Consider the following 13,381-nt stretch of genomic DNA (forward strand, 5'->3'; position numbering starts at 1 on the left):
CCGCTTCTTGTCCCTTCCCGCCCCTTTGCAGAAGGACCTGACGACATGAGCTTCGACCGCAGGACCCGCATAGAGCACATGCGCAACGCCGACCGCGCGCGGGAGCGCCGCAACCGTGTCCTGGCCATAAGCCTGAGCGTCCTCGTCGTCGTGGGCCTGGTCGGCTTCGGCTCGTACATGGTGCTGGACAAGTCCGAGGCGTCGGAGAAGAAGAAGGCCGTTCAGGCGGACGATGTCAAGGCGTCCGCGGCCGAGCAGAAGAAGCTCGCCACCGAGCCGATCGAGGGGCTGAAGACGTGGGACGCGAAGAAGCTGACCCGCAACCACGTCACCACGCCGGTCACGTACCCGATGAAGCCCCCGGTCGGCGGTGACCACAACCCCGTATGGATGAACTGCGACGGCGAGGTATACAAAAAGCCGATCCCCGACATGAACGCCGTGCACTCGCTGGAGCACGGTTCGGTGTGGGTGACGTACACGGACAAGGCCTCGGACGCCGATGTGGCGAAGCTGGCCGAGCGGGTCGGCAGGACACCGTACTCGCTGATGAGCCCGTACGAGGGCCAGGCCGGGACGATCATGCTGAGTGCCTGGGGCAATCAGGTGACGGTGGACAGCGCCGACGACCGGCGGGTCGACCAGTTCTTCGCCGAGTTCGTCCAGGGGCCGCAGACGCCCGAGCCCGGTGCCGCGTGCACGGGCGGGCTGGGGGCCCAGTGACCGTGGTGAAACGCGACCGGCGCATCCAGTGGGTGGCGGGCTCCGCCGTCGTGCTCGCGCTGCTGTTCGCGGGGGTGGCGACGGTCGCCTCCGCGCGGGACGACCACGCGGACCACGCCGCCGCGCCCGCCCCGCGCACACCCGTGGTGGACTCGGCGGACGCCGGTTTCGCCCGCGACATGGCGGTTCACCATCAGCAGGCCGTCGAGATGTCCTTCATCGTGCGTGACCGTACGAAGGACGAGGAGGTACGCCGTCTCGCGTACGACATCGCCAATACGCAGGCCAACCAGCGGGGCATGATGCTCGGCTGGCTGGACCTGTGGGAGCTGCCGAAGGCGGCCGCCGGGCAGGAGCCGATGGCCTGGATGGCGGCGGGGCACGAGGGACACACGATGGACGGCATGGAAGGAATGGACGGGATGGCGGGCACGGGGGCCGCCGGTTTCCGGGCCCATGACGGCTCCCTCATGCCCGGTATGGCCACCAGGACCGAGCTGGACCGGCTCCGCAGGGCGAACGGCAAGAAGGCCGAGATCCTGTACCTCCAGCTGATGACCGACCACCACAAGGGCGGCATCGACATGGCCCGCGGCTGCGCCCGGCTGTGCACGGTGAAGGTGGAGAAGCGGCTGGCCCAGGGAATGGTCGAGGCCCAGCAGTCCGAGCTGGACATGATGGCCCGGATGCTGGCGGCACGAGGCGCGAAGCCCCGGTCCTGAAAGATTCCCTCCGAGCCGCATATGCACCCGAACGGGTGATAGCGGTCGCGTGCCCCGAACGGGCCCATGACGATGGGTTCGCTCGGGGTCGTACAGCATGCCCACCGGCACGCAGGAGGAATCCCTCATGACCACCGCCAAGGACATCATGCACACCGGGGCCACGTGGATCCCCGCGCACGAGACACTCGACCGCGCCGCACAGCTGATGCGCGACCACAAAGTGGGTGCGCTGCCCATCTCGGCCGAAGGCGAACAGGACCGGATGATCGGCATACTCACGGACCGCGACATCGTGGTCGGCTGTGTGGCGATGGGACACGATCCGTCGAAGATGACCGCAGGCGACCTCGCCCAGGGCACCCCTCGCTGGATCGACGCGGAGGCGGGTGTGGACATGGTTCTGGAGGAGATGCAGACCCATCGGATCCGCCGGCTTCCCGTGGTCGAGAACAAGAGGCTGATCGGCATGATCAGCGAAGCCGACCTGGCGCATCACCTCTCCGACGAGCAGATCGCCCACTGGGTGGAGAAGGTCTACGCCCCCGGCTGACCGGTCCACGATCACCCAGCCCAATGACCCGGTGCCCCTTGCCCACGAGGGGTGCCGGGTCGCTGTGCGTTCTCGCCACCGGGCCCTGTATTGCTGCGGCGATACGTTTCCGCGCGCGGCGCATACGGGGTGGGGGTAGGGTGCTCGACATGACCCTGAGTAGATGTGCGACATACGGACAGTTGTCGCTGTCCGTTGTGCTGCTCATCGGGATCGCTCACCTCCTCAGGGGCGTCGTGGCGCGGGTGTCGCCGACCGCGGGGCCGGTTTCCCGGCCGGGCCGGGCCCATCTCGCTTCGTTGTCGGTGCTGTGCATATAGGAGGGGTGCCTCCCCCTCCCCCAGCAGACCGAAATACCGACAACACCCCGAGGTGCTTCCGCCATGCGTACTCCACCCACCCGACGCGCCGTGCTCGGCGCCGCTGTCGCCACTGCCGGTACGGCAGTCCTGGCCGCCTGCTCCGGCGAATCCGACACGGCCCGCAGCGGTACGAAGGCCGGCGGCGCGAACGCCGGCGGCACGAGCCACGGCGGTGCGAACCACGGGACCGCCCCCCAGCCCAGGGGCGAGTACGTCACCCCCGACGGGGAGGAGGTCGCCGCGGCCGAGGCCAAGCGGGGCCACGGCCCCGAACACAAGATCCACCTCACCGCCACCCCGTCCCGCCTCGATCTGGGTGGCGGGCTCGTCGTCAGTTCCTGGGCCTACGAAGGCCGGCTGCCCGGCAAGGAACTCCGGGTCGCGGTCGGCGACAGCCTGGCGCTCACCCTCGCCAACCACCTTCCGGCGACGACCAGCCTGCACTGGCACGGGCTCAATGTGCGCAACAACATGGACGGCGTACCCGACCTGACCCAGCCGCCCATCAAGCAGGGCGCCGAGTACGCGTACCGCTTCAAGGTGCCGCACCCGGGAACGTACTGGTTCCATCCGCACACGGGCGTCCAGCAGGACCGCGGTCTGTACGCGCCACTGATCGTCGACGATCCCAAGGAGCCCCTCAAGTACGACAAGGAGTGGGTCGTCGTCCTCGACGACTGGGTCGACGGGGTGGACGGCTCCACGCCGGACGGGGTGCTCGACGAACTCAGCGGGGGCCGGGGCGGCATGGGCCACGGGATGGGCCATGCCGGCATGGGCGACAAGAGCGGCATGGACGACAAGAGCGATTCGGGCGACACCGGGCACGGAGGTTCCCCCAAGTCCCCCAAGTCCGCCAAGCGCCGCTCCGGGCCCTCCCGTGTCATGAAGAACTCGTTCAGCGAACTGCTCGACAGCCACGGGGGCAATGTCGACTACCCGCACTACCTGATCAACGGCCGCATCCCGAAGGCCCCCACCTCCTTCACCGCCAAACCCGGCGACCGGATCCGGATTCGCATCATCAACGCGGGCGGCGACACCGCTTTCCGTGTCGCGCTCGGCGGCCACCGGATGACGATCACCCACACCGACGGCTACCCGGTCCGGCACACCACGACGGACGCCCTGCTGCTGGGCATGGGTGAGCGGTACGACGTGGTGGTCACCGCCGGGGACGGGGTGTTCCCGCTGACCGCGCTCGCCGAGGGCAAGCGGGCGTCGGCGCTGGCCCTGCTCCGCACCGGAAAGGGCACGGCGCCCACCGCCTCCGTACGGCCGAAGGAGCTGGACGGAAAGCTGGTGGAGGCGTTCGACCTGTCGCCGGACGAATCCGTGGCGCTGTCCGTCCGCAAGGCCGACCGGACCTTGCGGTTCAAGCTGACCGGCAGCATGAGAGCGTACGACTGGGCCTTCGACCGCAAGCCGTACAACCCCGGACAGCGCCATCCGGTCAGGGCGGGCGAGCGGGTCAGGCTGGAGTTCTACAACGTCACGTCGATGTGGCACCCCGTCCATCTGCACGGGCACTCGTTCGGCCTGGTGGGACCCGCCGGGCCGGAGCGCCGGGCCTCCCGGCGGGGGCAGGCCGCGTGGGCGCGCAAGGACACCGTGATCGTCCGGCCGCACAGCTCAATGGCCGTCGAGTTCGACGCGGACAACCCGGGTCTGTGGATGCTCCACTGCCACAACATCTACCACTCGGACGTGGGCATGATGACGGTCGTCGGCTACCACCACTGACCCGTTCCTGGCGGGCGGCTCCGCGATTGCGCGGCCCGCCAGGACATTGCGTCAGTCAGACGATTACACTGGTGCGCGTGCCTCAACTACGCCTCGCACTGAATCAGATCGACTCGACCGTCGGTGATCTCTCCGGCAACGCCGAGGCGATCGTCCACTGGACCCGGCACTCCGCCGAACAGGGCGCCCATCTGGTGGCGTTCCCCGAGATGATGCTGACCGGCTACCCCGTCGAGGACCTGGCCCTGCGGTCGTCCTTCGTCGAGGCCTCGCGTCAGGCACTGCGCGCGCTCGCCGCCCGTCTCGACGCGGAGGGCTTCGGGGAGCTGCCGGTCGTCCTCGGTTACCTCGACCGCTCCGAGACGGCCCAGCCGCGCTACGGGCAGCCCGCCGGCGCCCCGCAGAACGCCGCCGCGGTGCTGCACCGCGGGCAGGTCGCGCTGACCTTCGCCAAGCACCACCTCCCCAATTACGGTGTCTTCGACGAGTTCCGGTACTTCGTGCCGGGCGACTCGATGCCGGTCGTGCGGGTCCACGGCGTCGATGTGGCGCTCGCGATCTGCGAGGACCTCTGGCAGGACGGCGGCCGGGTGCCGGCCGCGCGGGCCGCCGGCGCCGGGCTGCTGCTGTCGATCAACGCCTCGCCGTACGAGCGGGACAAGGACGACACCCGGCTGGAACTGGTCCGCAAGCGGGCCCAGGAGGCCGGCTGCACGACCGCGTATCTGGCGATGATCGGCGGCCAGGACGAGCTGGTCTTCGACGGCGACTCGATCGTCGTCGACCGGAACGGCGAAGTGATCGCCCGCGCCCCGCAGTTCGCCGAGGGCAGCGTCGTCCTCGACCTCGACCTGCCGGCCGCCGCGGCCGAGGCGCCGTCCGGTGTCGTGAACGACGGGCTGCGGATCGACCACGTGGTGCTCTGCGAGGAGCCCCTCCCGGCGTACGACACGGAGCTGACCGGCGGTTACGCGGAGCGGCTCGACGACGACGAGGAGCTGTACTCGGCGCTGGTCGTGGGCCTGCGTGCCTACGCCGCCAAGAACGGCTTCAGCAGTGTGCTGATCGGACTCTCCGGCGGGATCGACTCGGCGCTGGTCGCGGCCATCGCCTGCGACGCGCTGGGCGCACAGAACGTGTACGGCATCTCGATGCCGTCGAAGTACTCCTCGGACCACTCCAAGGGCGACGCGGCCGAGCTGGCCCGCCGTACCGGGCTGAACTTCCGCACCGTACCGATCGAGCCGATGTTCGACGCGTACATGGGCTCGCTGGGGCTCACCGGCCTTGCCGAGGAGAACCTCCAGTCCCGGCTGCGCGGCACGATGCTGATGGCCGTCTCCAACCAGGAGGGCCAGATCGTCCTCGCGCCGGGCAACAAATCCGAGCTGGCGGTCGGCTACTCGACGCTTTACGGCGACTCGGTCGGGGCGTACGGCCCGATCAAGGACGTCTACAAGACGTCGGTCTTCCGCCTCGCGAAGTGGCGCAACCGCGCCGCCGAGGAACGCGGGCAGACCCCTCCGATCCCGGAGGCGTCCATCACCAAGCCGCCCAGCGCCGAGCTGCGCCCGGGACAGGTCGACACGGACTCGCTGCCCGACTACGACGTACTGGACCGGATCCTGGAGCTGTACGTCGACCGGGACCAGGGCCTGGACGAAATCGTCGCGGCCGGGTTCGACGAGGCGCTGGTCATGAAGACGCTGCGGATGGTGGACACGGCGGAGTACAAGCGGCGGCAGTACCCGCCGGGCACGAAGATCTCCCCGAAGGGCTTCGGCAAGGACCGGCGGCTGCCGATCACCAATCGGTGGCGCGAGTCGGGGTGACCGGGACCGGGTGACCAGCCGGGTGCGCGACGCGCTCGCGCTGCGTCTTCCGAGCCGTGGCCCCGTGCGGTGGGGTGGCTGCTGACGGCCGTCGCGGTCCCGGCCGGTCTCACCGTCGCGACGCTCGCCATCGGCACGGCGGCGGGTGTCTATCCCTTCGAGGGTGTGAGCTGGAGCGGGGCGACCGCCTGGGCCGGAACGGCGCTCGTACAGATGCTGCTGTCCCTGCCGCTGTTCTTCGGTGAGGAACTGGGCTGGCAGGGGTATCTGCTCCCCCGGCTCGCTCAGGGGAAGGGAACCACGCGTGCGTTGCGCGCCTATCTGGGCACGGGTGCCGCCTTCGCGCTCTGGCACCTGCCGACCCTGCTGATGGGCGGGCAGTACCCCGGTGAGCCGTGGTACGTCGCCGTGCCCGCGATGCTGGTGAGCTGCGGCCTCGCGCTGCCGGTCTTCACCTGGCTGCGGCTGGCCTCCGGATCGGTGGTACCGGCGGTGGTCGGCCATGCCTTCGTCAGCTCGGCCAGCGTGAGCATGGTCAGGGAGTTCGCCGAACCGGACGCCCCGCTGGAGCCGCTGCATATGAGCCTCGCGGGCTGGCCCGGCTGGCTGGCCATGGCCGCCTTGGTTGTCGTCCTCGCCCGTACGGGCAGGCTCGCGCTTCCCGGCACCCGGACCGACCGGGGGTGAGGCACTGAACGCCCCCGAGCCCGCTGGAACCGGACCGGCCGCCGGTCACAGCTCCACGCGCGCCGCGATCGGAAGGTGGTCGCTGTCCGTCGCCGGGAGCGTCCACGACGACATCGGCTCGACGCCCTTCACCATGATCTGGTCGATCCGTGCCATCGGGAACGACGCCGGCCAGCTGAAGCCGACCCCGTCGCCGGCCGCGCCCTGGGTGGACCTCATCTGGGAGGTGACCTCGTTGAGCGAGCGGTCGTTCATCGTGCCGTTGAGGTCACCGAGCAGGATCACCTTGCCGAGCCGTTCGTCGGCGATGGCCTCGCCCAGGGCGTCCGCGCTGTCGTCGCGCTGGTTGGCGGTGAATCCGGCGTGCAGTTTGACCCGAACGGACGGCAGATGGGCCACGTAGACGGCGACCTCACCCTTGGGCGTCGTCACCGTGGAACGCATCGCCCGGGTCCAGCCCATCTTGATGTCGACCGGCCGGGTGTCGCTCATCGGGTACTTGCTCCACAGACCGACGGTCCCCTGCACCGAGTGGTACGGGAAGCGGTCGGCGAGCGCCGCCTCGTACGCCGACACCTTGCCGCTCGGCAGCTCCTCCAGGGCGATGATGTCGGCACCGGAGTCCGCGACCTGCCGGGCGGTGCCCGCGGGGTCGGGGTTGTCGGCGTTGACGTTGTGGGTGGCCACGGTGAGGTCGCCGCCGCTGCCCGACTTGTCGGAGAGCATCAGCCCGCCGAAGAGATTGAGCCAGACCACGACCGGCAGCAGCAAGGCGATCAGCGCGGTCGCCGAGCGGCGCACCAGGCCCAGAATCAGCAGCAGCGGGATGAACACGCCGATCCACGGCAGGAACGTCTCGGTGAGGCTGCCCAGGTTGCCGATGGTGTTCGGGATGTCGGCGTGGAAGACCATCACGAGGGTGAGGAGGACCGCGCAGACGGCAAGGACGATTCCGCGCCGCCAGATGCCCTTGTCGCGGGTCCATCTGTCGCGCAGGTCCCGGAAACGGGATCCGGCCCCGGTGCGCCGCGGCTCCGCACGGTCGTTCCCGGTGTCCGCTCCGTACGCCTGCACCATCGCGCTGTCCTCACTGCCTTGCCGTGCATGTCGCCGCGCCCTCGACCCTAGGCGATGGGCGGCGTGTTTCCTGCCGTCCACGACGGCTGTACTGCCACGAGGACGAAGGACGGGGTCCGGCGGGTTCCGACCAGGAAGGATCTGCGGGGGCTTGTGACAGAACGATCACACTCGGGCGGGTCCGGGGTGTCGGTCGTCGGCGGCGGGCCGGGGGGCGAGGCCCTCGGTCAGAACCTGGATGATGCTGTCGGCGAGATCCTCGGGCAGCGGCGCTTCGGGCCGGTGAATGGTGCGCACGAGCATGGGCCCCAGGAACAGGTCGTCCATCAGTTCCACGTCCAGGTCTCCGCGGAGCTCCCCGGCGTCGACCGCCCGCTGCACGGCGGCCAGCATGGCGGCGCGGCGGGGGGCTATGACGGTGCATTGGTATTCGGACCACAGCTTGGGGTGGCTCTTCATCTGCGCGAAGACGTTGTGGAGCAGGACGGAGGAGCGCTGGGCCAGGCCGCGCCTGCGCAGTGACTCCAGCAGCAGCCGCAGGTCGTCGAGTCCGGCGGTGCCGGAGACGGTGGGTTCCGGGGGCTCGATGTCTCGCAGGACATCGACGAAGAGCTCCTCCTTGCCGCTCCATCGCCGGTAGATGGTCGCCTTGCCGACCCCGGCGGTCCGGGCTATCCGCTCGATGGACAGGCCGGCGAGGGGCTCACCGGCCTCCAGCAGTTCGACGACGGCGTCCAGGATCGCCCGCTCGGCCGCCGCACTGCGCGGCCGGCCCCTTCGCGGTTCCGGATCCTCCCGGACCGGGCAGTCCTGGCCCTGTACCTGTGCCTCTGCCTGCACGTGAATCCACCTCTCGCCGCACCGTCCGCCGTTCCGATTCTCGCCCACGCCGGCGGTGCCTCTGTGAGCCGCCCCAGGGTTCCGGGGGCCGCCCGGAACCCTGGGGCGGAGTTTTCGGCTCTCCGGGGCCGTGGCTGTCACCGGCCCGCCCCGGCACGTACCGACCGTTCGCCCTCGCCGGACTTCTGTCCGGCGGGCGTCTTCCCCGGCAGGAACATCGCGACCACGAGAGCGCCCACCAGAGCGATGGTCGCCGAACCGATGGCGGTGACATGCATCGCCTTCAGGAACGCGTCGTTCGCCGCGGCGACCAGCGGGGCACCCGCCGGGCCCAGCTTGTCCGCGATGCCGAGCGTCGCCTCGATCGACTCCCCCGCGGCCTCCCTGACACCGGCCGGGAGCGCATCGAGGTGCCCCTCGATGTCGCCGCGGTAGACGGTGGAGAGCACCGAGCCGAGCACTGCTATGCCGAGCGCCCCGCCGACCTGCCGGAACGTGTTGTTGACGGCCGATCCGGAACCGGCCTTCTCCCTTGGCAGTGCCTGCATCACCGAGACCGTGACCGGCGTCATCACATGCGCCATGCCCGTGCCCTGGACGAAGAAGAGCACGCACAGCACCCAGACCGGCGTGGTGGCGTCGAACAGCGCGAACGCCGCGAGGCCGAGCGCGACCAGCAGCATGCCGACGGTGCAGACCACGCGGGCGCCGAACCGCTCGACGACCAGCCGGGCCCGCGGCGCGAAGATCATCTGGGCGGCGGCCAGCGGCAGGATCAGCAGGCCGGCCTGCAGCGCGCTCCAGCCGCGCACGCTCTGCATGTAGAAGGCGGAGAAGAAGGTCACGCCCATCAGCGCGAAGAAGACGAGCGCTATTGCGGCAACGGCCGCGGCGAACGACGGCTCCTTGAAGTACGAGATGTCGATGGCCGGGTGGCTGGTGCGCTTCTCGTGCCGGACGAATGCGGCCAGGACGACCAGACCGCCGGTGATCGAGAGGAGCACGGTGGGGTCGGCGAAGTCGGCGAGCTGGCCGCCGCGGATGATGCCGTACACCAGCAGGACCAGACCGACGATGGACAGCATGACACCGAGCGGGTCGGTCCGGCCCGGGTTCGGGTCCTTGGAGTCCGGCACCAGCACCGCCATCGCGATCAGCGCGACGATCACCACGGGCACATTGACCAGGAAGATCGAGCCCCACCAGAAGTGTTCGAGCAGCAGTCCGCCTGTGACCGGGCCGATGGCGATGGCGAGGCCGACGCTGCCGGCCCAGATGCCGATGGCCTTGGGCTGCTCGTCGCGTTCGAAGACGTTCACCAGGACGGCGAGCGTGGCCGGCATGACGAACGCCGCGCCGAAGCCCATCGCTGCACGCCAGGTGATCAGCTCGCCGGGCGAGCCGGACATGGCGGCGAGGGCGGAACCGACGCCGAAGAGGAGGATGCCGAAGAGCAGCACCTTCTTGCGGCCGATGCGGTCACCGAGCAGGCCCGCGGTGAAGAGGAGTCCGGCGAAAACGAGCGTGTAGGCGTTGATCGCCCACTCCAGCTCGCTCTGGGTGGCACCGAGGCCGGTGGGTGCGGGGCTGGCGATGGTCTTGACCGCGACGTTCAGGATCGAGTTGTCCAGTACCACGATGAGCAGGCTGAACATCAGAACGACGAGGATCGCCCAACGGCGGCGGTGGACCGCCTCGGGGACCTGGGGCAGGGCGGCGCGAGCGCCCGACGGTATTGGCATGCCAGGAGCCTATATGATTTCGATACGATACCGTCTCGTATTATAAAGTCTTTACCGGGTGGGCGCCTTCCGGGGACGTGTGCGGGCCCACTTCCCGCGGACGGCCGCGGGATGCCACCATGGAACCGGTCCGGGGACGCCGTCAGGGCGCCTCGAGATGACGAAGGAGCCGTTGGCAATGTCGCTTCAGGCTGCGCAGAACAAGTCCGCCGCATCCCCCGCGGGTGCCCCCACCGACAGCAGCAAGGCGCTGTACGGGGGCAAGAGCACCCGCCGTATCTCCATCCATGACATCGCCGCCGCCACCGAGCGCGGTGAGAAGTGGCCCATGCTCACCGCCTACGACGCGATGACCGCGTCCGTCTTCGACGAGGCCGGTATCCCGGTCATGCTCGTCGGCGACTCCATGGGCAACTGTCACCTCGGTTACGAGACCACCGTGCCCGTCACGATGGACGAGATCGCCATCCTTTCCGCCGCTGTCGTACGGGGCACCGAGCGCGCCCTGATCGTCGCCGATCTGCCCTTCGGGGCGTACCAGGAAGGGCCCGTCCAGGCCCTGCGCAACGCAACCCGGCTGATCAAGGAGTCCGGTGTCGGTGCGGTCAAGCTGGAGGGCGGTGAGCGCAGCCACGAGCAGATCCGGCTGCTGGTCGACGCCGGTATCCCGGTCATGGCCCACATCGGTCTGACCCCGCAGTCCGTCAACGCGATGGGATACCGGGTGCAGGGCCGCGGCGAGGAGGCGGCCCAGCAGCTGCTGCGCGACGCCAAGGCCGTGCAGGACGCGGGGGCGTTCGCCGTCGTCCTGGAGCTCGTACCGGCCGAGCTGGCCGCCGAGGTCACCCGCACCCTGCAGATTCCGACCGTCGGCATCGGCGCCGGTCCCGACACGGACGCCCAGGTGCTGGTCTACACCGACATGGTCGGGCTGACCGGCGGCAAGGTACCGCGCTTCACCAAGCAGTACGCGAACCTGCGCAAGGTGCTCGGTGACGCGGCGAAGGAGTTCGCCGAGGAGGTCGTGGGAGGCAGCTTCCCGGCCCCTGAGCACACCTTCCACTAGTTCCACCCGGGCCTGACCGGCAGGAAAGGCCCTTGGGCCGATCCTGCTGATCAGGCCCTGGGCAGGGCCACTGCCCGCACCACCGACAGCCCGCCGGCATCCCCCATCGGCGGGCTGTCGGCCTGTTGTCGGTGGACTGTCGGTGGCGCCTGGTCCCATGGTGGACATGACGCGAATCGACAAGAACCCCAGGAGCGGCCCGAACGCCGTCGAGGTCCGGGGGCTGGTCAAGCACTACGGCTCGACCAAGGCTCTGGACGGCGTGGACCTCGATGTCCGCGAGGGCACTGTGCTCGGTGTGCTCGGCCCCAACGGCGCCGGTAAGACCACGCTCGTACGCTGCCTGTCCACCCTGATCATCCCCGATGCCGGACACGCCACCGTGGCGGGCTACGACGTGGTGAAGCAGCCCCGGCAGCTGCGTCGCACCATCGGTCTGACCGGGCAGTACGCCTCGGTCGACGAGAAGCTCTCCGGCTGGGAGAACCTCTACATGATCGGGCGGCTGCTCGACCTGCCGCGCAAGACCGCCCGGTCCCGGGCCGACGAGCTCCTGGAACGGTTCTCCCTCACCGACGCGGCCAAGCGTGCCGCGATGGACTACTCCGGCGGCATGCGGCGCCGGCTCGACCTGGCCGCCTCGATGATCGGCAGCCCGGCCGTCCTCTATCTGGACGAGCCGACGACGGGGCTCGACCCCCGGACCCGTAACGAGGTCTGGGACGAGGTGCAGCGGATGGTCGCGGAGGGGGCGACCGTCCTGCTCACCACCCAGTACATGGAAGAGGCCGAGCAACTCGCCAATGAGCTCACCGTCATCGACAAGGGCAGGATCATCGCCAGTGGCGGGGTGAACGAGCTGAAGGCGAAGGTCGGCGGCCGCACCCTGCAGATCCGGCCCTCGCACCCGGCGCAGCTGGCCGCGATGGCGCACGCGCTCAGGGAGGCCGGACTCGACGGGGTGGCGGGCGCGCAGGCCGTCCCGGACGAGGGACTGCTGTACGTACCGATCCTCAGCGACGAGCAGCTGACGGCCGTCATCGGCCTGCTCGGCACCCGGGGCTTCTCGCTGGCGCACGTCGCCACCGCGCTGCCCAGCCTGGACGAGGTCTTCCTGGCCATCACCGGCGAGAAGAGCTCCTCCGTCACCGACACGATCCCCGAGGAGGTCGCGGCATGAGCACGACGACTCTGAAACCCACCCCCGCCGATGCCACCGCTTCCGCTCGGCCGAGGACGACCGACGGCGAGGGCCGGATCGGGCTGCGCGGCAACATGCGGCACATCGGGGCGCTGATGCGGCGCAATCTGCTCCAGATCAAGAAGGATCCGGAGTCGATGTTCGATGTGCTGCTGATGCCCATCATCTTCACTCTGCTGTTCGTGTACGTCTTCGGCGGGTCCATCGGCGCGAGCCTGGGCGGTGACCGGCAGACGTACATCAACTACGTGATCCCCGGTCTGATGGCGATGATCGGCATGAACATCGCCACCGCGGTCGGCACCGGTGTCAACGACGACTTCCGCAAGGGGGTCATGGACCGGTTCCGGACGATGCCGATCGCCCGCTCCTCGGTCCTCATCGCGAAGATCGTGGTCGAGCTGGGCCGGATGATGGTCGCCACGGCGATCCTGCTCGGCATGGGCTTCCTGCTCGGCATGGAGCTGAAGACCTCGGTGTTCGGCCTGCTCGCAGCGGTCGGTCTCTCGGCGGCGTTCGGCGCCGCGATCATGTGGATCTTCATCCTGCTCGGGCTGTCCCTGAAGACGGCCCAGGCGGTTCAGGGACTGGGGATGCTGGTGCTCATTCCACTGCAGTTCGGCTCTTCGATCTTCGCCCCGACCGCGACGATGCCAGGCTGGCTCCAGGCGTTCACCGACTACAACCCGCTGTCCAATCTTGCGGACGCGGCACGCGGGCTGATGATCGGCGGGCCGGTCGCCCACTCGGTGTGGCTGACGCTCGGCTGGGCAGTGGCGATCACCGCGGTGACGGCTCCGCTCGCGGTCGCCAAGTTCCGCAAGAAGTCCTGA

12 protein-coding genes are annotated in these 13,381 nt (G+C 69.4%); 9 read left to right on the forward strand and 3 right to left on the reverse strand.

The genetic code is table 11. From position 1 onward, the window contains the following. Positions 1-45 precede the first annotated feature (45 nt). From ACZ7IB_RS00270 to ACZ7IB_RS00295, 6 genes are all read left to right on the forward strand, one after another. Positions 46-723, forward strand: coding sequence for a DUF3105 domain-containing protein (locus ACZ7IB_RS00270; RefSeq protein ID WP_470907912.1), 678 nt, complete (start codon positions 46-48; stop codon positions 721-723). 2 nt (positions 724-725) lie between these two features. Next, positions 726-1,445 carry a DUF305 domain-containing protein gene (locus tag ACZ7IB_RS00275; protein WP_470908724.1) on the forward strand — a complete coding sequence of 240 codons (720 nt, stop codon included), beginning with the start codon at positions 726-728 and terminating at the stop codon, positions 1,443-1,445. A gap of 127 nt (positions 1,446-1,572) precedes the next feature. Continuing rightward, entirely contained in the window at positions 1,573-1,998 is a 426-nt protein-coding gene (locus tag ACZ7IB_RS00280; protein WP_470907914.1) for a CBS domain-containing protein, read from the forward strand. A gap of 383 nt (positions 1,999-2,381) precedes the next feature. Continuing rightward, positions 2,382-4,103, forward strand: coding sequence for a multicopper oxidase family protein (locus tag ACZ7IB_RS00285; protein WP_470907916.1), 1,722 nt, complete (start codon positions 2,382-2,384; stop codon positions 4,101-4,103). Between the two features lie 77 nt (positions 4,104-4,180). Further along, a complete protein-coding gene (locus tag ACZ7IB_RS00290) occupies positions 4,181-5,935 on the forward strand; it encodes an NAD+ synthase (RefSeq protein ID WP_470907918.1) in 1,755 nt (584 codons plus the stop codon). A gap of 69 nt (positions 5,936-6,004) precedes the next feature. Further along, positions 6,005-6,622, forward strand: a complete 618-nt coding sequence (locus tag ACZ7IB_RS00295; protein ID WP_470907920.1) for a CPBP family glutamic-type intramembrane protease — start codon at positions 6,005-6,007, stop codon at positions 6,620-6,622. A gap of 45 nt (positions 6,623-6,667) precedes the next feature. Here ACZ7IB_RS00295 and ACZ7IB_RS00300 read toward each other — a convergent pair whose 3' ends face one another. The 3 genes from ACZ7IB_RS00300 to ACZ7IB_RS00310 all read right to left on the reverse strand — a co-directional run bounded on the left by ACZ7IB_RS00300 (position 6,668) and on the right by ACZ7IB_RS00310 (position 10,281). Then, positions 6,668-7,699, reverse strand: coding sequence for an endonuclease/exonuclease/phosphatase family protein (locus ACZ7IB_RS00300; RefSeq protein WP_470907921.1), 1,032 nt, complete (start codon positions 7,697-7,699; stop codon positions 6,668-6,670). Between the two features lie 165 nt (positions 7,700-7,864). Further along, entirely contained in the window at positions 7,865-8,545 is a 681-nt protein-coding gene (locus tag ACZ7IB_RS00305; protein ID WP_470908725.1) for a TetR/AcrR family transcriptional regulator, read from the reverse strand. Between the two features lie 131 nt (positions 8,546-8,676). Continuing rightward, a complete protein-coding gene (locus ACZ7IB_RS00310; RefSeq protein WP_470907922.1) occupies positions 8,677-10,281 on the reverse strand; it encodes a DHA2 family efflux MFS transporter permease subunit in 1,605 nt (534 codons plus the stop codon). Between the two features lie 178 nt (positions 10,282-10,459). On the opposite strand from ACZ7IB_RS00310, the gene panB reads away from it, so the two are divergent. The 3 genes from panB (at position 10,460) to ACZ7IB_RS00325 (ending at position 13,381) form a co-directional block, all read left to right on the forward strand. Beyond that, positions 10,460-11,347: a 3-methyl-2-oxobutanoate hydroxymethyltransferase gene (gene panB / locus ACZ7IB_RS00315; RefSeq protein ID WP_470907923.1), complete on the forward strand. Its 888-nt coding sequence runs from the start codon at positions 10,460-10,462 to the stop codon at positions 11,345-11,347. Between the two features lie 157 nt (positions 11,348-11,504). After that, on the forward strand, positions 11,505-12,527 hold the full coding sequence (locus ACZ7IB_RS00320; protein WP_470907924.1) for an ATP-binding cassette domain-containing protein: 1,023 nt from the start codon (positions 11,505-11,507) through the stop codon (positions 12,525-12,527). After that, positions 12,524-13,381, forward strand: coding sequence for an ABC transporter permease (locus tag ACZ7IB_RS00325; protein ID WP_470907926.1), 858 nt, complete (start codon positions 12,524-12,526; stop codon positions 13,379-13,381). Before ACZ7IB_RS00320 ends, ACZ7IB_RS00325 begins: the two co-directional genes overlap by 4 nt.

It is taken from the genome of Streptomyces sp. NPDC037301 (assembly GCF_055602785.1).